Genomic DNA, 19195 nt, shown 5'->3' with positions numbered 1-19195 from the left:
GAGTCCGCCATGAGTGAACAGGAAATCAAGGTTCCCGATCTCGGCGGAGCGGATGAGGTCGAGGTTATTGAAGTTCTCGTCAGCGAAGGTGACTCGGTTGAAGCCGAAGACCCGATTCTGGCCGTCGAGTCGGACAAGGCATCGGTAGAGTTGCCAGCGCCTGCGGCCGGCAAAATCACGGGCATTTCCGTGAAAGTCGGCGATAAGGTGAAGGAAGGAGATGTGGTAGGTACCCTGGATGCGTCTGGTGGTGGTGACGACGATTCTTCTGACACCGAAAGCGCCGATTCGGGCGATGCCAGTGCCTCCGAAGGCGGCGACGAAGCATCAAGCGTTTCGGAGGAGACGAAAGAAGAGGCGCCAAAGCCGGCCAAGTCTTCTGGTGGTTCCCGCAAGGAAACCGTCAAGGTGCCCTCGCTGGACGGCTTTGAAGATGTTCCGGTTATTGAGATCAACGTGTCGGAAGGTGACACGATTGAAGCCGAGGACCCGCTGGTCACGGTGGAATCCGACAAGGCCACCATGGAAATCCCGTCGCCCTTTGGGGGCAAGGTTGGCAAGATCCTCGTCTCGGAGGGCGACAAGCTGTCCGAAGGGGATGATCTGCTGGAGATGACCATTGAGGAAGAGGGTGGTGAAGGTGAAGCTTCTGAAGAGGCAGAACCGGCATCCAAGTCCGAGTCGAAGTCTGGATCCAGGGCGTCTGAGTCGGGTGGTGGTGAGTCGAAGGCCGATGCTGTCGAGCCGCAGCGTTCGACTTATGAGCCGCCATCGCCCGGTGCCAAGGTCCACGCAGGACCCGCAGTCCGAAAACTGGCCCGGGAGTTGGGGGCGGATCTCGCCCGGGTGAAGGGCTCGGGACCCAGGAGCCGAATCCTGAAAGACGACGTTCACGCCTACGTGAAGAGCCAGCTTCAGCAGGTCCAGCAGGGCGGTGGTGTTGCCACCGGTTCCGGCATACCGGGTGTGAAACTGCCGGACTTCAGCCAGTTTGGCGATATCGAGCGGGAGCCTATGTCCCGCATGATGTCGGCAACCGCAACGAACATGCAGAGAAGCTGGCTGAACGTTCCGCACGTTACCCAGTTCGACGAAGCGGACATCACCGATATGGAGTCGTTCCGCAAGGCCCAGAAGGCCGCAGGCGAAAAGCGTGGCGTGAAAATGACCCCGCTGCCATTCCTGCTCAAGGCCTGTGCCGTTGCGCTGGCGGAACTGCCCCAGTTCAATGTGTCGCTGGACATGGACAAGAAGGAAGTGGTCCGCAAGAAGTACATCCACATTGGTATTGCCGTGGATACGCCTCACGGGCTGATGGTTCCCGTCATCCGTGATGTGGATCAGAAGGGCTTGTGGGAGCTGGCGGCCGAAAGTGCCGAGCTGGCACAGAAGGCGCGGGACAAGCAGCTCAAACCGAAGGAAATGCAGGGTGCCTGCTTTACCATTACCAGCTTGGGCGGTATTGGCGGCACGGCGTTCACGCCGATCGTGAATACACCAGAGGTGGCTATTCTTGGGGTGTCCAAGGCGGCTATGAAACCGGTGTGGGACGGTGGCGATTTCCTGCCGCGGCTAATGCTGCCGTTGTCCCTGTCCTACGACCACCGTGCGGTGAACGGGGCCGATGCGGCGCGCTTCACCAGCGTGTTGTCTCAATTGCTCAGTGATATCCGCACCCTGCTTCTCTAGGCGCGGGTGAGGAGCGTTGCTGGCGTCGCGCTCCCAAATTAAAAAGGCCGGTGAGCTGTTGGCTCCCGGCCTTTTTTGTGTCCTCTGGCATATCAGTTTGCAAAGAACATCCAGTCGAAATAGTCGTGCATGGCTTGCAGCGCATCCTCTTCCCAGGATTGAGTCAGCTCAAACAGCAGGTCGGAATCTTTAGCTTGTTTCATGGTGTCACCTCTCTGAATCTGTTGCTGAGGGCGAAATCCTTCCGCTCTCTGCCTGTTCTGATGCATTCGTCATGCCAGAGATGGTGAATTTAGTAAGCTGATGAAAAGTCACGTGTTTTGGGGGGGGTGGCTTGAGGGCTGGGCTGGCCAGACCAGCGAATGCACCGGTCTGGAGCCAAAAGGCCCCGGCATAGTGCCGGGGCAAATCCTGAGGTAACTTCTAAAGGGGGTTTAGAAGTTATACTGCGCAGCGAACAGGACGCGGCTGGCGTCGCCATCGCTGCCGTCAACGTTTTCACGGCTCAGGAGTTGGTATTCAACGCCCATCATGACGTTGTTTACCGGGGTCCACTGATAGTTAGCCATAATGGCTGAGTTGGTTTCGCTCTCGTCGGCAACGGCAGCTGCACCGAGGTCAGCTTCGGCGTCATCCCAGTCTACAGTAGCGAGACCGTAGCCGATGTTAACGCTGCGACCGCCACCGAGGCTTATGCCAGTACCGACAGAGGCGCCGTAGCCCGAGATGGTTTCCAGATCACCGCCGGAAAGATAGGCACTGGCAGCACCGAAGTTATCGCCGGAGCGATACAGGTAGCTGTTGGCACCATCGGTGTAAGACACCGTGCCCTGGATGGTGAACATGTCAGACAGTGCGATCTTGGCGGCGCCGAAGGTGGCGAAACCGAAAGTGGATTCGTCTACGGTGCCATCATCAATGCCGACCTGATGCGCCAGCACAGCGGCAGCGTACGAGAATCCGCCCTGCGAGTCTTCCAGGCGCGCCGTCAGAGCTGGCATGCCGTCTTTTTCAATACCGCCGGAGTCCAGAACAAAGTTGTTGGGCTGCTCCAGAGAGAAAGACAGCGGGCCTGTCGTGTAACGAGCCTGGGCAACACGGCCCTGCAGACCAGCGAGGCCCGGCAGTGAGTCGAAGTCCAGAGTCGAAGTATTACCCACGAAGCTGTTGAAGTTGGACCAGGTCTGCCCCATCAAAACGCCGTTGTATTCGCCGAAGCCGTGGCGCAGACGAAGCGTGCCGCCACGGAAGTCACCTTCAACGGTAATGTTGACGCCTTCCGGAGTGGTGGTTTTTACCCCGATTCGGGTTTGTACTGCGTCAGCACCAAAAACGCCGGTCGGTTCGTCGGCATCGGTGGTGTTGATAGCGCTGTATGCGCCTGAGCGCGTTGAAATACCTACTTCTTCGTCAATATCGTAACTGGCATTGAGGCGTGCATAGCCGTATACAGACATGTCGTATTCGCCAGCGCTGAAGTTCGCTGCGCTAGCCTGTCCAGCAACACCCAGCACTAACACTGCTGTTGTCGCCTTAATCGCGGTTCTTAGCTTGTTGCTCTGCATGTTTTTATCTCCACTGGTTTTATTGTTGTTGGACCCCACGACAAGGTATTGCCACTGGGACTGTCATTCAAATGAAATCAGGCGTTGCTTAGACCAATGTCTAAGGAAAGTGCGTACACAGATGGATCTGACCGGCTTGCCGCGGGGATATATGATGAGATATGGCCAAACAGACAGAACACCTCAAAAAGACCACCTTCGCCTTCCTGGACATTGAAACCACGGGCGGAAGTTCTGCGCGGGACCGCATCACCGAAATCGGCATCCGGTTCTGGCGGCAGGGGGAGCAGGTAGGCGAGTGGCAGACCCTGCTCAATCCGGACGTTCGAATCTCTGCCTTTATCGAACACTTCACCGGCATCACCAACGAGATGGTTGCCGATGCCCCCCGGTTCGAGGACATCGCCGATGAACTGGAATCGCAGCTGGAGGGCACCGTGTTCGTCGCCCACAACGCGCGCTTTGACTACGGCTTTATAAAGCAGGAGTTCCGCCGGCTGGGGCGACTGTTTACGGCGAGAGTGCTGTGCACGGTGAAGTTGTCCCGGCGGCTGTACCCGGAGTTCCGTCGCCACAACATGGACTCGCTGATCGAGCGGCACGGTTTGGGTCAGGTGCAGCGTCACAGGGCCATGGGCGACGTCGAAGCCATGCTGTCGTTTTTCCTCCATGCCCGGGTGGAAAAGGGTGATGAGGTTTTGGAGCGCGCTATCGGTGACCTGCTGCAAACCCCCAGTGTGCCTTCTCATCTGCCTCCGGATATCCTGCATGAACTGCCGACCGGTCCCGGGGTGTATCGTTTCTACGGGGAAAACGACGCGCTGCTCTACGTAGGCAAGAGCACCCACATCGCCCAGCGGGTGGCATCGCACTTTTCCGGAGATCACAACTCCAGTCGTGGTGTTCGGATGTCGGAGAGTCTCCGGCGGGTGGAGTGGACGGAAACCGCTGGCGAACTGGGGGCGCTGTTGCTGGAGCTGAAACAGATCAAGAGCCTGAACCCGCTCTACAATCGTCGCTCCCGGGCTGCCAAGCGACTGGTCACCATTGAGCTGGTGGAGAATGAGCAGGGTTTCCTGCAGGCGCACCTGGTGCGTGAACTGGAACCGCATCGACTGGGTGAGTATTTCGGACTGTTCCGCAGCAAGCGGGATGCCGAAAAGGCGCTCAGTGGCATCGCGGCAAAGAACGAGCTGTGCAACAAACTGCTGGGTCTGGAACCCGACCACGATGGCCCCTGTTTTCAGCGTACTCTGGGGCGCTGCAAGGGGGCCTGCGAGGGCGGTGAGGATCGCACCCGTTACAACCTGCGAATGCAGATTGCGTTTCACGGGCTGCGGCTGAAAACCTGGCCCTGGGAGGGGCCGGTCAGTGTGGTGGAGCACAACCAGTTTACCGGCCAGACCGACTTCCTGGTGATCTACAACTGGATCCATGTAACCACGGTGCACGAGGAGCAGGATCTGCAGGACCTGGCCCTTGGCGGAGCGTCGGTTACCTTTGATCTGGATTCCTACAAGTTACTGGTAAAAGCGCTTCTCGGGCGCGATGGTCATGACCGCAGGATTATCGAGTTGCCTGCCCTGAAACGCCCCGATGTGGTAATGCCATGAGTGTCCTATAGTTAGGTGAATATCCGGAAAGGTACCTACTTGTGACTTGCGTCACTTTCACTATGGTTATGCTTCCATCCGTGTATCCCGAGAGAAACAGTAATGAATAAAGAAAGCTTAACTCGAGAACTTTTTAATGAGGTCATGGTTCCCAACTACGCTCCTGGCTCCATTATTCCAGTGCGTGGCGAGGGCTCCCGGATCTGGGATCAGGAAGGACGGGAATTCATCGATCTGCAGGGCGGTATTGCGGTTACCTGCCTCGGCCACACTCACCCGGGGCTGATTGGTGCACTGCAGGAGCAGGCCGGCAAGCTGTGGCATTTGTCCAATGTCATGACCAATGAGCCGGCGCTGCGCCTGGCCAAGACTCTGTGTGACCAGACCTTCGCAGAGCGCGTATTCTTTGCCAACTCCGGCGCCGAAGCCAACGAGGCTGCCCTGAAACTGGCCCGTCGTTATGCCTGGGAGCACTACGGCGAGCAGAAGAACGAGATCATCGCGTTCAAAAAATCCTTCCACGGCCGCACCCTGTTCACCGTAAGTGTGGGTGGCCAGCCCAAGTATCGTGAAGGCTTTGAGCCGGCACCTGGTGGTGTAGTTCATGCCGATTTCAACGACCTGGAGTCTGTGAAGCAGCTGATCTCCAAGGACAAGACCTGCGCGGTCATCGTTGAGCCGATCCAGGGTGAAGGCGGCGTTATTCCGGCTGACCCCGAGTTCCTGAAAGGTCTGCGTGAGCTGTGTGATGAGAATGACGCCCTGCTGGTCTTCGACGAAGTTCAGACTGGCGTAGGCCGTACCGGCCACCTGTTCGCCTACCAGATGTACGATGTGGTTCCGGACATCCTGTCCAGCGCCAAGAGCCTGGGCGGCGGCTTCCCGATTGCGGCCATGCTGACCACCGCCAAAGTGGCTGCCAGTCTGGGTGTTGGCACCCACGGTAGTACCTACGGTGGTAACGCACTGGCGTGTGCCGTTGGCCAGAAGGTCATCGACACCGTTAGCCAGCCGGAGATCCTGAAAGGCGTTGTCGCCCGTTCCGAGCGCCTGCAAAAAGGCATGATGGAAATCGGTGAGCGTTACGGCGTGTTCAGCGAGGTTCGTGGTGCGGGCATGCTGCTCGGCTGCGTACTGACCGACGCGTGGAAAGGCCGTGCCAAGGACTTCCTCAACGCTGGCCTCGATGAAGGCGTAATGATTCTGGTTGCGGGTATGGACGTGGTCCGTCTGGCACCGTCGCTGATCATCCCGGAAGCAGATATTGATGAGGCATTGGAGCGCTTCGAAACCGCCGTCAAGAAGCTGACTGCGGCCTAAGGAGTCTTTATGTGGCTTGTCCGTCCGGCGCAGCTGGATGACTTGAAGCAGATCCTCACGATAGCGGGCACCCAGGGTGCCCGTCTATCGTCTACGCTGCCGAAAGAATCCGATAGCCTTGCGCGTAAAATTGAATTGTCGGTGGCCTCGTTCGAGAGCTCATTGCCCGAAGACCAGGCTCCCCGATTTCTGTTTGTTCTGGAAAACACCGACGACGGTACCATCGGCGGTGTGGCAGGTATCGATGCCCGTGCCGGCAGCGGCGAGCCGTTCTACAGCTACCGCAAGGATGCCCTGATTCATGCCTCTCACGAACTGGGTGTATCCCGGCGGGTCGAGGTGCTGTATCCCTCCCATTCGCTGACTGACCAGACCCTGTTGTGTTCGTTCGTGATCCGTCCGGAGTTGCGCGGCACCGAGGCTTTTGAGCTTCTGTCCCGGGCCCGGATTCTGTTCATCGCGGAACACCGTGACCTGTTCACCTCCCGTGTGGTGGTGGAAATTCAGGGCGTGCAGAGCGACGACGGTAGTGTGCCGTTCTGGGATAGCCTGGGCCGTCATTTCTTCAATATGACGTTCGAAGACGCTGACCGGTATTCCGCCTCACTCAGCAAGACGTTCCTTGCCGAGATGATGCCTCATAACCCGATCTACGTGAGCCTGTTGTCTGATGCGGCACGGGAGGCGCTGGGCAAACCCCACGACGTCACTTCCGGCAATTACGAGCTGTTGCGTAGGGAAGGGTTCCAGGAGGGATGTTACCTCGACATCTTTGACGCCGGCCCGGTTCTGGAAGCTCGCACCGACAGCCTCCATACCCTGGTCACCAGTCACCGGAAAATCCTGCACGGACGCCATGACGATGATGGCGAAAACTGCCTGGTTGCCGCTGGTGAAGGTGCTGACTTCCGGTGTGTTCTGGCAGGCATTGAAGACACCCTTGAGAATGAGCTGAAAGTGCCTGTGAAAACCTGGAACCTGCTGGGCAAGAGCGCCGGCGAAGCAGTGAGGGTTGCGCCGTTATGACTATGATTACCAGGAAGGAGACCGCGACATGCTGGTGATCCGTCCATTGCAGCAGGAAGACCTCGACGACCTGTACGAAATGGCTCAAAAGGCCGGTAAGGGCCTGACCACACTGCCGGCCGATCGGGAGCTGCTGCAGCGCAAGATCGACATGGCCCGTGAAAGTTTCCGGCAGCGGTGCGCGCCGGAAGCGGCCCTGTACCTGTTCGCCATGGAAGACGTGGAAGCCAAGAAAACGGTTGGTATCAGCGGTATCCAGGCCCGTGTTGGTCTGGATGAAGTGTTTTACAACTACCGTCTCAGCGTCACCGTGAACGCGTCCAGCGAGCTGGGCGTCCATGTGCGTACGCCCACGCTGCACCTTTCCAACGACATGACGGACGTGAGTGAAATTTGCTCGCTTTTGCTGTCCAAGGATTATCAGGGCGGTGGTAACGGCCTGTTGTTGTCCCGTTCGCGGTTTATGTACCTGGACGAGTTCCGCAGCCACTTCTCGGAGAAAGTGTTTGCGGAAATGCGGGGGGTATCCGACGAAGAGGGTAACAGCCCCCTGTGGGACGCATTGGGCAGCAAGTTCTTCGATATGGAGTTCAGCAAGGCCGATGTGTTGTCCGGTCTGGGCAACAAGGCGTTTATTGCAGAGTTGATGCCCAAGTACCCGATCTACCTGCCGATGCTGCCGAGTTCCGCCCGTGCGGTGATTGGCCGGGTGCACGACAACACCGCCCCCGCGCTGAAGATGCTCCAGGCGGAAGGGTTCAACTTCAACGGGCTGGTGGACATCTTCGACGGCGGTCCGGTGGTGGAAGCGTTCATTCCGAGCATTCGTACCGTCCGGGATTCCGCCAATCGCCATGTCATGGTGACGCGCAAGCCGGTGGAACTGGACGTGCCAGCTGACGAGAAAGTGATGGTGTCCAACCGGTCGTTCCGGGATTTCCGGGTGACCACAGTGCCGGCCACGTGCGTGGGGCCGGATACGGTCAAGTTACCGCCAGAGGTGGCCGAAGCGCTGCAGGTAGAGTCCGGTGATTCCGTGCGCGTGACATCATTGAAAGACAGAGGCTCCCGGTCCCTGAGTGGTACCCGGGGCGCAAGGCAGGGCCGACGACTGGGGGCATAGTCACCGCGTTAGCAGTGATGTTCCGGTCGTCAGGAGAGTGCCCTGACGTTACAAGAATTCTGATTTTGGAGGTGCGTTTTCATGGCAAACCTGACAGGTGAGCTTTACATCGATGGTCTCTGGTTGCAGGGCCACGGGGCTCCGTTTGAGTCTATTCAGCCGGTCACCGGCGAAACCGTCTGGGACGGCAACAGCGCAAATCTGGAAGATGTGGATGCCGCCGTGCGCGAAGCACGCAAAGCCTTCCTGGGCTGGCGTCGAAAGAGCTTTGAAGAGCGCCAGGCCATTGTCGAGGCGTTCCGCGATCAGCTGGAGGCCCATAAGGAAGAACTGGCCCATCAGATTGGCCTGGAAACCGGCAAGCCGCTGTGGGAATCCCGCACTGAAGTTGCGGCGATGATTGGCAAGGTGGCGATTTCCGTCAAGGCGTATCACGATCGCACTGGTCATACGGAAAATGAAGCGCCGGGTGGCCGCGCCATCCTGCGTCACCGTCCGCACGGCGTGGTCGCGGTGTTTGGCCCCTACAACTTCCCGGGACACCTGCCGAACGGGCACATTGTTCCGGCGTTGCTGGCGGGTAACACCGTGGTGTTCAAGCCCAGCGAGCAGACGCCGGGCGTGGCTGAAATGACCATCAAGCTGTGGGAAAAGGCCGGCATTCCGGAAGGCGTGATTAACCTGGTTCAGGGTGCCATGGAAACCGGTAAGTCGCTGGCGGGGCATCCGATGATCGATGGCCTGTTCTTTACCGGCAGCTCCAACGTTGGCCACATTCTGCATAAGCAGTTTGGCGGTCAGCCGGAGAAAATCCTGGCCCTGGAAATGGGTGGTAATAACCCGCTGATCGTGCAGCACGTGTCTGATATCGATGGCGCAGTTCATCACACCCTGCAGTCGGCCTTTCTGTCCGCCGGACAGCGCTGCACCTGTGCCCGCCGCCTGATGGTGCCCAAGGGAACCAAGGGCGATGAATTCCTGGATCGCCTGATCGAGCTGGCCGGCCGTATTCGCGTGGGTGAGTTTGATGCAGACCCTCAGCCGTACATGGGGTCGGTGGTGTCTCCGGAGGCCGCACAGACGATCCTTCAGGCCCAGGCCAGCATGCTGGAAAAAGGGTGCAAATCTCTGCTTGAGGTTAAATTGCTCAAAGAAGGTACCGGACTGCTCAGCCCGGGTATCGTCGACGCCACGGGCGTTGAACTGCCGGATCAGGAGTACTTCGGCCCGCTGCTGACGGTATACCGCTACAAGAGCTTCGATGAAGCCCTGGAGCTGGCCAATAACACCCGTTATGGCCTGTCCGCTGGTCTGCTGAGTGACGACCGCAAACTCTACGACCGTATGGTGGAAGAGATCCGTGCCGGTATCGTGAACTGGAACCGTCCGACCAACGGCGCCAGCAGCGCAGCACCGTTTGGTGGTGTGGGTGCCAGCGGTAACCACCGCCCGAGTGCCTACTATGCAGCCGATTACTGCGCATGGCCGATGGCCTCGGTAGAAGCGACCAAGACCGAAATGCCAGAGGCGTTGTCGCCCGGCCTGAACTTCGACAAGTAACAGGGGATTACCAGCAATGGTAAAGCACGCAGTAGAAGCGAACTTTGACGGCCTTGTGGGACCTACTCACAACTACGCCGGGTTGTCCTGGGGTAACGTGGCGTCCAAGTCCAACGAGTCGGCGGTGTCCAACCCCAAGGAAGCCGCGCTTCAGGGGCTGGCAAAAATGAAGGCGCTGGCGGACCGTGGTTTCGTGCAGGGCATTCTGCCGCCGCACGAGCGGCCCCACATCCCGACCCTGCGTGGCCTGGGCTTTGAGGGATCGGACCAGAAAATACTGGAAGACGCGGCGAAGCAGTGCCCGACCATTCTGGCGGCGGTTTCCTCAGCCTCCACCATGTGGACGGCGAATGCGGCCACGGTGTCGCCGAGTGCCGACACCAAAGACCGTCGCGTGCACTTCACGCCGGCAAACCTGAGCGCCAAGTTCCACCGCTCGATCGAGCATGTGGTGACGGGCCGCGCACTGAAGTCCATCTTTGCCGATGACGCCTACTTTGCCCATCATCCGGCGCTGCCGTCGGTCAGTCACTTCGGTGACGAAGGTGCGGCCAACCATACCCGCCTGTGCGGGGGCTATGGTGAGCCGGGTGTGGAGCTGTTTGTTTACGGTCAGGTGGCGTTCAATGAACAGGCTCCGGCGCCGAAGAAGTTCCCGGCCCGCCAGACCCTGGAAGCTTCTCAGGCGATTGCCCGCCTGCACGGCCTGTCTGACGCCCACGCGGTGTTTGCCCAGCAGAATCCGGAGGCCATTGACGCTGGCGTCTTCCACAACGACGTCATTGCGGTGGGTAACGGCAACACGCTGTTCTATCACGACATGGCGTTCCTGGATGAGCAGAAAGTTCTCGATGATATCCGGGCCCGTCTGAAGGGTACCGAGCTTCAGGCCGTCAAGGTCAGCAGTGCGGAGGTGCCCATTCAGGATGCGGTGGCGTCCTACCTGTTCAACAGTCAGCTGCTGAACACGCCGGATGGCATGATGCTGGCCGTGCCCGGCGAGTGCCGCGAGGTCAAGTCGGTGAGCAACTACCTGGATCAGCTGGTTCAGTCCGGTGGCCCGATCACGGCGGTAGAAGTATTCGACGTGAAGCAGTCCATGCGCAATGGCGGTGGGCCGGCGTGCCTGCGTCTGCGTGTGGTGCTGAATGACGACGAACTGAAAGCCATGCACCAGGGGGTCTTGCTGACGGACGCCTTGTACGAGCGTCTGACCACCTGGGTGAATGCTCACTACCGTGATCAACTGACTCGTGAGGACCTGGCGGATCCGATGCTGCTGGACGAGGTTCGCAAAGCGCTGGACGAGCTGACCGGTATCCTGGGGCTCGGTTCCATCTACGACTTCCAGCTCTGAGACACCTCTGCCTGATCAGAGAGGGCCTGTCGAGAGCCCGATAAGTGAAGAGGCGAGGGAAGGGTGACGCGGTTTGCGCCAATCCTTGCCTCGCCTCTTCGTTTTTCAGGGCCGATCCGCTAGGGATCAGAGCAGCCTGTTCAATCTCAAATCCAACGGGCTCCTTCCTTCCGTTGCCCGCGGTTCAGCGCAGCGTCTCCATCAGGCGGTAGTACCACATGCCGATGGCCAGAAACTGATTGCCCAGCCATTCACTGCCGGGAATCCGGATATGGCTGCACGCCGCAAAGGTGTCGAAGTCCCGCAGATGTCCGTCGATGGCCTTGGCCATCACTTCAGACACAATGTGTGATGTGGCGATGCCGTGACCGGAATAGCCCTGGGCGTAGAACACATTCTCTGACAGCTTGCCGAGCTGCGGGATCCGGTTGATGACGATGCCCATCATGCCGCTCCAGGCAAAATCAATGTCGACGCCTTTCAGTCGAGGGAAGGTGCGTTCCAGTGCCGGGCGCAGTTCCGCTTCGATGTCGCGGCTTTCGCGTCCGCTGTAATTGGCGCCACCACCGAACAGCAGACGCTTGTCCGCCGTCAGGCGGTAGTAGTCGAGCACGAAACGGCAGTCGTACACCGCCAGGTCTTTCGGGTTGATCGCCTGGGCGACTTCGTCAGACAGCGGCGCTGTTGCGACAATGCCACCGGCGGCCGGGAAGATCTTCCCGCTCATTTTTCGCCGTTCCAGACGGTGATAGGCGTTGCCCGCCAACACCACACGGTTTGCCGTGATCCGACCTCCGTCGGTAATAACCACCGGCTTTTCACCATGCTCAATGTCGATGACTTTGGACTGTTCAAAGATTTGCGCACCCAGCTGAACCGCAGCCCGTGCTTCGCCCAGCACCAGGTTCAGCGAGTGCACGTGCATGTTTTTGCGGTTGTAGAGCGCACCGTGGTAGATGTCGGTTTCCAGGTAATCCGGAATATCTTCGCGCTCCAGCAGCGTGACCTCGTCACCCATGCCTCGTTTGAGGGCTTCCTCATAACTGGCCTGCAGCTCTTTCATGTGCGACGGCTTGTAGGCCGCATGCAGGTGGCCGTGTTTCAGGTCGCAGTCGATACCATATTTCGCCACCCGGTTTCGGATAATGTCGTGCCCGCGCCAGCGCAGCTGCCAGACAAAATCCTCAGCCTCACTGCCCAGCGTCTTGCGCATCTGTTTGCGCATGGCTTCGTCGCCGGACAGCGAGCCGGTAATCTGGCCGCCATTGCGCCCGGTGGCGCCCCAGCCAATGCGGTTCGCCTCGACCAGAGCCACTTTGTAGCCACGCTCGGAGAGCTCAAGTGCGGTGTTTACACCAGTAAAGCCACCGCCGACGATGGCAACATCCACCTGGATATCGCCGGTCAATGGTGGGTAGTTGGAATCTTCTTTGATGGTCGCCGTGTAATAGGCGCCCGTTCTTGGTTCACTCATGCGCGCTTCTTATTCTGACTGTCGGGTAATGGATAAAGGCAGGGAGGCAGCAGCGGTGAATCGGGGGCAGGGGTCACGAAACCCTGCTCCCGATCCGCTGTGGTTCAGAGCTTGAACCAGGTGGCCTTCACTTCGCTGTATTTTTCGAAGGCGTGCAGCGACTTGTCACGGCCGTTACCGGACTGCTTGTAGCCACCGAACGGTGCCGTCATGTCGCCAAGGTCGTATTCGTTGACCCAGACGGAGCCTGCGCGCAGTTTGCGGGCAACCCGATGCGCACGTGACAGATTGTTGGTCCACAGGCCGGCAGCCAGCCCGTAAATGGAGTCGTTGGCAATCTGCAGCGCCTCGTCTTCATCCTTGAAGCGAATGACCGACAGAACCGGTCCGAAGATCTCTTCCCGGGCAATGGTCATGTCGTTGTTCACGTTTTCGAATACGGTCGGTTCGACAAACAGGCCGCCTTCCACCGGCATGACCTGCTGGCCGCCGACGGTCATCTTTGCGCCTTCCTTCTGACCGATCTGGATGAAGCTCAGTACGCGCTCCATCTGCGCGTTATCGACAATCGCGCCGACATTCGTGTTCGGATCCAGCGGGTGCCCCGGGCGCCATTTCGCCACCAGTGCGCGCACCTTCTCCATGAACTCGTCGGCCACGCTTTCTTCCACCAGCAAGCGGGAACCGGCGGTGCAGACTTCGCCGGCGTTGAAGCAGATGCCACCGGCAGCACCGGCTGCTGCGGCATCCAGGTCCGCATCGGCGAAGACAATGTTGGCCGACTTGCCGCCTGCTTCGGTCCATACCCGTTTCATGTTGGACTCGCCGGCATAGATCATCAGCTGCTTGGCAATGGCGGTTGAACCGGTAAAGGCCAGGGTGTCGACGTCCATATGCAGGGCCAGTGCTTTACCGGCCGTGTGCCCGAAACCGGGCAGAACGTTGAACACACCGTCCGGAATACCAGCTTCGGTTGCCAGCTGCGCCAGGCGCAGGGCGGTCAGCGGCGATTTTTCCGAAGGCTTCAGAATGAAGGAGTTACCCATGGCCAGCGCGGGCGCAAACTTCCAGGTCGCCATAATCATCGGGAAGTTCCAGGGTACGATGGCCGCTACCACGCCCACGGCCTCGCGGGTAATCATGCCCAGCTGGTCGTGCGGGGTCGGTGCGATTTCGTCGTACAGCTTATCGATGGCTTCTGCAGTCCAGCGCAGGGCGCGCACGGTGGCGTTAACGTCCACAGCGCGGGAGTCGCCAATGGGCTTGCCCATGTCCAGCGTTTCCAGCAGCGCCAGCTCGTCGGCGTTGGCCGCGATCAGATCGGCCCACTTGAGCAACACCGATTTGCGCTTGGCTGGCGCCAGTTCGCTCCAGACACCACGGTTGAACGCGTCACGCGCGGCTTCCACGGCGACGTTCACATCCGCTTCCTGGCAGGAAGCAACCTTGGCCAGCACGCGATTGTCGATTGGGGAGACGGTATCAAAGGTCTCGCCGCCCAGCGCATCAACATAATGGCCATTTATATAGGCGCGACCCTCGGGTTCGAGGCTTGCCGCTAGGGATTGCCAGTGTTCGAAGGTGTGCTTTTCTGCCATGTCATGCCTCGACTGTTGCATTGTTTAAATAAGAGCAGTCGCCAACATACTGCAATTCGGGGGGTTGTTTCAATATATTGAACATAATTCAACATTAAGCTGAAAATGACCGCTTATCTCACAATAAAATTCAGTTTTTTTGACGTTTAGGTTGGGGTTAGGGTTGATGTTTATTTTATTTAACATACACTCGGGTCAAATCGTTCAAAAAAAAGAACACGGCATGTAAAAACACAGCAGGTGCAAGAAATGAGTATGACTTCAGCCCCCTCTATGGACTCTTTCTGGATGCCGTTCACGGCAAACCGTCAATTCAAAGCCAATCCCCGGATGTTCGAGTCTGCCGAAGGTATGTACTACAAAACGCCGGACGGGCGTTCCGTGCTCGACAGCACCGCCGGTCTCTGGTGTGTGAACGCCGGGCATTGTCGCACGCAGATCTCGGAAGCCGTCAGTCGTCAGGTTCAGAATCTGGACTTTGCACCGACGTTCCAGCTCTGCCATCCGATGGCCTTTGAACTGGCTGAGCGTCTGAGTAAGTTGTCGCCGGAAGGCATGGATCATGTCTTCTTCTGTAACTCCGGTTCCGAGTCGGTGGATACTGCGCTGAAAATTGCTCTGGCGTATCACCGGGCAAAAGGGGATTCCGGTCGGACGCGTCTTATCGGTCGGGAAAAGGGGTATCACGGCACCGGCTTCGGTGGCATCTCCGTAGGCGGTCTGGTGAACAACCGTCGGGCGTTTGGCTCACTGCTGACTGGCGTGGATCATCTGAAGCATGCCTGGACTCCGGGCACTGAGTTCACCAAAGGCCAGCCAGAGGTGGGAGCCAACCTGGCCGATGAACTGGAAGGCATCATTGCCCTGCACGGCGCGGAAACCATCGCCGCGGTTATTGTTGAGCCGATTGCCGGTTCCGGCGGTGTGTGGATTCCACCCAAGGGCTATCTGCAGCGTCTGCGCGACATCACCCGCAAGCACGGCATCCTGCTGATCTTTGATGAAGTCATCACTGGCTTTGGTCGCATCGGCGGCGCCTTCGCCTCCACCCATTTCGACATCACGCCGGACCTGATGACCTCGGCCAAAGGCCTCACCAACGGTGCGATTCCGATGGGCGCGGTGTTTGTCAGTAACGACATTCACGATGCGTTCATGACCGGCCCGGAAGAAGCCATTGAGTTGTTCCACGGCTACACCTATTCCGCGCATCCGGTCGCCTGCGCAGCAGCGCTGGCCACCCTCGATATTTATGAGCGGGAAAACCTGTTCAACAAGGCTTATGAGCTGGGCGAGTACTGGCAGGAACAGTTGCACAGTCTGAAAGAGTTTGATGTGGTCAAGGACATCCGCAATTACGGCCTGGTCGGTGGCATTGAATTCCACACCGGCGACAAACCGGGGCAGCGTGGCTACGACGTATTCGAACACTGCTTCTGGAAAGGCAACGTGATGGTTCGCTACACCATGGACATTCTTGCCATGTCGCCTCCGCTCATCGTCGAGAAAGAGCATATCGATGAAGCCATTACGGCCCTGCGAAATGGCATCAAGGCGCTGTATTGATCACCCGAATTTTTTAACCAGTAAAAGAGAGTGAGAATCCGGAATCGTCCGGACATCAGGAGAATTATGAAAACGATCAACCACTTTATTAACGGAGAGCTGACGTCAGCCAGTGAACGGCACGCGCCGGTATTCAATCCAGCCCTGGGCGCACAGACTGCGAACGTGTCACTGGCCTCTGCCGGTGAAGTTGAGCAGGCCATCGCGTCGGCGAAAGCCGCGTTCCTGGCCTGGTCCAATACCAGCCCGCTGGTTCGCTCGCGCATCCTGTTCCGCTTCAAGATGATGCTGGAAGAGCGCATCGATGAACTGGCCAAGATCGTCACCGCTGAGCATGGCAAGGTCTTTGAAGATGCCAAGGGCGAAATTATCCGCGGTATGGAAGTGGTTGAGTTTGCCTGTGGTGCACCGTCGATTCTGAAAGGTGAAATCACCGAACAGGTCGGTACCGGTGTCGATGCCTACTCGGTAAATCAGGCTCTGGGTGTTGTGGCGGGTATTACGCCATTCAACTTCCCGGCCATGGTGCCGATGTGGATGTGGCCGGTGGCGATTGCCTGCGGTAACACTTTTGTCCTGAAGCCGTCTGAAAAGAACCCGACGGCGGCACTGGTCGTCGCCGAGTGGCTGAAAGAAGCCGGTCTGCCCGACGGTGTGTTCAACGTGGTTAACGGCGACAAGGAAGCGGTGGACGTTCTGCTGAGCCATCAGGATATTGAAGCGGTTTCCTTCGTTGGCTCCACGCCGATTGCCGAATACATCTACAGCACTGCAAGCAGCCACGGCAAGCGTGTGCAGGCTCTGGGTGGTGCGAAAAACCACATGATCGTGATGCCGGATGCCGACATCGACGCGGCCGTTAACGCACTGACCGGGGCCGCCTACGGTTCGGCGGGTGAACGCTGCATGGCCATTTCCGTGGCCGTTGCGGTGGGTGATATTGCCGACGAGCTGGTCGACAAGCTGGCGGCGAAAGCCCGTGGCCTCAAGATCGGCAACGGTGAAAACCACGGCCTGGATATGGGCCCGCTGATCAGCAAAGAGCACTATGAGAAGGTTAAGGGCTATGTTGACGCCGGTGTGGAACAGGGCGCCACACTCGTTGTCGATGGCCGTAATCTGGTCGTTGACGGCTGTGAGGAAGGTTACTTCCTGGGTGGTTGCCTGTTCGATAACGTTACCCCGGACATGACCATCTATCAGGAAGAGATTTTCGGCCCGGTTCTGTGTGTGGTACGCGTGGATGACTACGCGACGGCCGCAAAGCTGATTAACGATCACGAATACGGCAACGGCACCTCTATCTTTACCCGCAGCGGTTCCGTGGCGCGCAAGTTCACCCACGACATTCAGGTGGGCATGGTTGGCGTAAACGTGCCGATTCCGGTCCCCATGGCGTTCCACTCCTTCGGTGGCTGGAAGCGTTCACTCTTCGGTGGTCATCACATGCATGGTCCGGAAGGCGTGAAATTCTATACCCGCCGCAAGGCCGTGACAGCACGCTGGCCGGAAGGCGATATCGGTACCGCAGAATTCGTGATGCCGACCATGAAATAAGATGAAAAGGTCACCCCTGACAGGGTCGGGGGTGACCTTTTCTGCGTTTCATCATCAGACTCTCCGTTAGCCATAAAGAACAGGACTGGTTATGAGCCTAATCTCTGGCATCGTCGATGTCGCAACTACTGGCATCGACGCTGAAAACTTCCTGCCGGACGCCGGCAAAATTCTTTCCGGAAAACCCGAGCAGAATGTCTGGAACTGTTTCTCGTCAGGCGATGAGAAGTTCCACGTCGGCACCTGGGACTCTCAGGCCGGCGAATGGACCGTCAGCTACAGCGAAAACGAATTCTGTCTGATTCTGGAAGGCGAATCCGTCATTTCCGACAAAGACGGCCATCAGAAAACCGTGAAGGCAGGGGATCAGTTTGTCATGCCTGCCGGGTTCGAGGGTACCTGGTCAGTGCCATCGTACTGCAAGAAAATCTATGTCGTTTACGAGGCCTGATTGACTATGACACAACGCACCGAACATACGGGCTCCTATTACGCCGCCACACGTAACGACAAGACCGATCGTCCGGCGCTAAACGAAGCCATCGAAGCCGATGTCTGTATTGTCGGCGGCGGATTTACCGGGATTTCATCGGCCCTGCACCTGGCCGAAGCCGGTTTCAAAGTCGTGGTTCTGGAAGCGGCACGTATCGGCTTTGGAGCCAGCGGTCGCAATGGTGGTCAGCTGGTTAACAGCTACAGTCGTGACATCGACACCATCGAAAACAACTATGGCGCAGAGCTTGGCAAGGCGCTGGGTGACATGGCGTTTGAAGGCGGCAACATCATCCGCGAACGCATCGAAAAATATAACATTCAGTGCGACTACAAGCCGGGTGGCATTTTCGCCGCGTTCAACAAGCGCCAGATGCATGAACTGAGCGAACAGAAAAAGCTCTGGGAGCGCTTCGGTCACAGCAACCTGGAACTGCTGGATGCCGAGGGCATTCGCAAGCACATTGCCAGTGATGCCTACCTCGGCGGCCTGCTTGATCATACCGGCGGGCATATTCATCCGCTGAACCTGTTGCTGGGCGAAGTGGCTGCGTTTGAAAGCCTGGGTGGCCAGGTGTTCGAAGATTCCAAAGTGGTCGACCTGGTGCGCAGCGAACGTCCTGTGGTCAAGACCGAGACCGGCCAGGTAACCGCCGACTATGTTCTGCTGGCTGGCAACGCCTACATGGGTGGGCTGGTTCCGGAGCTTGACGCCAAGGCCATGCCCTGTGGCACCCAGATCGTCACCACCGAAGTGCTTGACGAGTCGGTGGCGAAGTCACTGATTCCGGGCGGCCACTGTGTCGAAGACTGCAACTACAAGCTCGATTACTACCGTGTCACCGGGGATAACCGACTGCTGTACGGTGGCGGTGTGACCTACGGTGGAGGCGATCCGGCGTCGATCGAGCGCTTCGTGCGTGGACATCTGGAAAAAACCTTCCCGCAGCTCAAAGGTGTGAAGTTTGACTATGCCTGGGGTGGCGACTTCCTGCTGACCATGAGCCGCTTGCCGCAGTTTGGCCGTCTGACACCCAAGATCTTCTACGCGCAGGGATACTCCGGTCACGGTGTGACCACCACGCATCTGGCCGGTCGTCTCGTTGCAGAAGCTCTAAAAGGCCAGGCTGAGCGATTCGATGCCTTCGGGCAGCTGAAGCACTTCCCGTTCCCTGGCGGGCGTCTGTTCCGGGCGCCTTATACCGCGATTGGTGCAGTTTATTACGGGCTGCGCGACAAGCTCGGTATTTAAGGT

14 protein-coding genes are annotated in these 19195 nt (G+C 58.3%); 11 read left to right on the top strand and 3 right to left on the bottom strand.

Features of this window, described 5'->3' with window-relative positions; all coding sequences use genetic code 11:
• Window positions 1-9: 9 nt before the first annotated feature.
• Window positions 10-1689 (top strand): dihydrolipoyllysine-residue acetyltransferase, encoded by a 1680-nt coding sequence (gene aceF / locus K8I84_RS09405; RefSeq protein ID WP_223794487.1) that lies wholly within the window; start codon window positions 10-12, stop codon window positions 1687-1689.
• A 434-nt stretch (window positions 1690-2123) separates the two neighbouring features.
• Here the strand turns inward: aceF and K8I84_RS09400 are convergent, their stop codons facing one another.
• Window positions 2124-3254 carry a DcaP family trimeric outer membrane transporter gene (locus K8I84_RS09400; protein WP_223794486.1) on the bottom strand — a complete coding sequence of 377 codons (1131 nt, stop codon included), beginning with the start codon at window positions 3252-3254 and terminating at the stop codon, window positions 2124-2126.
• Between the two features lie 161 nt (window positions 3255-3415).
• On the opposite strand from K8I84_RS09400, the gene K8I84_RS09395 reads away from it, so the two are divergent.
• The 6 genes from K8I84_RS09395 to astB all read left to right on the top strand — a co-directional run bounded on the left by K8I84_RS09395 (window position 3416) and on the right by astB (window position 11253).
• Window positions 3416-4867, top strand: a complete 1452-nt coding sequence (locus K8I84_RS09395; protein WP_223794485.1) for an exonuclease domain-containing protein — start codon at window positions 3416-3418, stop codon at window positions 4865-4867.
• A 102-nt stretch (window positions 4868-4969) separates the two neighbouring features.
• On the top strand, window positions 4970-6187 hold the full coding sequence (locus K8I84_RS09390; protein WP_223794484.1) for an aspartate aminotransferase family protein: 1218 nt from the start codon (window positions 4970-4972) through the stop codon (window positions 6185-6187).
• Window positions 6188-6196: 9 nt separating this feature from the next.
• The gene (locus K8I84_RS09385) at window positions 6197-7213 is read left to right on the top strand and encodes an arginine N-succinyltransferase (RefSeq protein ID WP_223794483.1); all 1017 of its coding nucleotides are present in this window, start codon (window positions 6197-6199) and stop codon (window positions 7211-7213) included.
• 28 nt (window positions 7214-7241) lie between these two features.
• A complete protein-coding gene (astA, locus tag K8I84_RS09380) occupies window positions 7242-8336 on the top strand; it encodes an arginine N-succinyltransferase (RefSeq protein WP_223794482.1) in 1095 nt (364 codons plus the stop codon).
• Between the two features lie 81 nt (window positions 8337-8417).
• Window positions 8418-9896, top strand: a complete 1479-nt coding sequence (astD, locus tag K8I84_RS09375; RefSeq protein ID WP_263283021.1) for a succinylglutamate-semialdehyde dehydrogenase — start codon at window positions 8418-8420, stop codon at window positions 9894-9896.
• A gap of 16 nt (window positions 9897-9912) precedes the next feature.
• Complete coding sequence (gene astB, locus K8I84_RS09370) at window positions 9913-11253, top strand: N-succinylarginine dihydrolase (RefSeq protein ID WP_223794481.1); 1341 nt, start codon at window positions 9913-9915, stop codon at window positions 11251-11253.
• A 184-nt stretch (window positions 11254-11437) separates the two neighbouring features.
• Here astB and K8I84_RS09365 read toward each other — a convergent pair whose 3' ends face one another.
• Window positions 11438-12727, bottom strand: coding sequence for an NAD(P)/FAD-dependent oxidoreductase (locus K8I84_RS09365; protein ID WP_223794480.1), 1290 nt, complete (start codon window positions 12725-12727; stop codon window positions 11438-11440).
• 104 nt (window positions 12728-12831) lie between these two features.
• Window positions 12832-14325 carry an aldehyde dehydrogenase gene (locus tag K8I84_RS09360; protein WP_223794479.1) on the bottom strand — a complete coding sequence of 498 codons (1494 nt, stop codon included), beginning with the start codon at window positions 14323-14325 and terminating at the stop codon, window positions 12832-12834.
• 249 nt (window positions 14326-14574) lie between these two features.
• On the opposite strand from K8I84_RS09360, the gene K8I84_RS09355 reads away from it, so the two are divergent.
• The 4 genes from K8I84_RS09355 (at window position 14575) to K8I84_RS09340 (ending at window position 19192) form a co-directional block, all read left to right on the top strand.
• Window positions 14575-15891: an aspartate aminotransferase family protein gene (locus K8I84_RS09355; RefSeq protein WP_223794478.1), complete on the top strand. Its 1317-nt coding sequence runs from the start codon at window positions 14575-14577 to the stop codon at window positions 15889-15891.
• A 66-nt stretch (window positions 15892-15957) separates the two neighbouring features.
• Window positions 15958-17448, top strand: coding sequence for a CoA-acylating methylmalonate-semialdehyde dehydrogenase (locus K8I84_RS09350; protein WP_223794477.1), 1491 nt, complete (start codon window positions 15958-15960; stop codon window positions 17446-17448).
• Between the two features lie 91 nt (window positions 17449-17539).
• A complete protein-coding gene (locus K8I84_RS09345; protein WP_223794476.1) occupies window positions 17540-17899 on the top strand; it encodes a cupin domain-containing protein in 360 nt (119 codons plus the stop codon).
• 6 nt (window positions 17900-17905) lie between these two features.
• Window positions 17906-19192 carry an NAD(P)/FAD-dependent oxidoreductase gene (locus K8I84_RS09340; protein ID WP_223794475.1) on the top strand — a complete coding sequence of 429 codons (1287 nt, stop codon included), beginning with the start codon at window positions 17906-17908 and terminating at the stop codon, window positions 19190-19192.
• Window positions 19193-19195: the final 3 nt, after the last annotated feature.

This window comes from Marinobacter sp. F4216, from assembly GCF_019931195.1.
Lineage (GTDB): Bacteria > Pseudomonadota > Gammaproteobacteria > Pseudomonadales > Oleiphilaceae > Marinobacter > Marinobacter suaedae.
The sequence above is the reverse complement of the archived record's forward strand: the minus strand, read 5'-3'. Positions and strand labels throughout refer to the sequence as shown.

Coding starts and splice junctions, on each gene's coding strand:
- K8I84_RS09345 (WP_223794476.1), top strand. CDS start 17,540: ATGAGCCTAATCTCTGGCATCGTCGATGTCGCAACTACTGGCATCGAC.
- K8I84_RS09400 (WP_223794486.1), bottom strand. CDS start 3,254: ATGCAGAGCAACAAGCTAAGAACCGCGATTAAGGCGACAACAGCAGTG.
- aceF (WP_223794487.1), top strand. CDS start 10: ATGAGTGAACAGGAAATCAAGGTTCCCGATCTCGGCGGAGCGGATGAG.
- K8I84_RS09365 (WP_223794480.1), bottom strand. CDS start 12,727: ATGAGTGAACCAAGAACGGGCGCCTATTACACGGCGACCATCAAAGAA.
- K8I84_RS09340 (WP_223794475.1), top strand. CDS start 17,906: ATGACACAACGCACCGAACATACGGGCTCCTATTACGCCGCCACACGT.
- K8I84_RS09395 (WP_223794485.1), top strand. CDS start 3,416: ATGGCCAAACAGACAGAACACCTCAAAAAGACCACCTTCGCCTTCCTG.
- K8I84_RS09390 (WP_223794484.1), top strand. CDS start 4,970: ATGAATAAAGAAAGCTTAACTCGAGAACTTTTTAATGAGGTCATGGTT.
- K8I84_RS09350 (WP_223794477.1), top strand. CDS start 15,958: ATGAAAACGATCAACCACTTTATTAACGGAGAGCTGACGTCAGCCAGT.
- astA (WP_223794482.1), top strand. CDS start 7,242: ATGCTGGTGATCCGTCCATTGCAGCAGGAAGACCTCGACGACCTGTAC.
- K8I84_RS09355 (WP_223794478.1), top strand. CDS start 14,575: ATGAGTATGACTTCAGCCCCCTCTATGGACTCTTTCTGGATGCCGTTC.
- K8I84_RS09385 (WP_223794483.1), top strand. CDS start 6,197: ATGTGGCTTGTCCGTCCGGCGCAGCTGGATGACTTGAAGCAGATCCTC.
- K8I84_RS09360 (WP_223794479.1), bottom strand. CDS start 14,325: ATGGCAGAAAAGCACACCTTCGAACACTGGCAATCCCTAGCGGCAAGC.
- astD (WP_263283021.1), top strand. CDS start 8,418: ATGGCAAACCTGACAGGTGAGCTTTACATCGATGGTCTCTGGTTGCAG.
- astB (WP_223794481.1), top strand. CDS start 9,913: ATGGTAAAGCACGCAGTAGAAGCGAACTTTGACGGCCTTGTGGGACCT.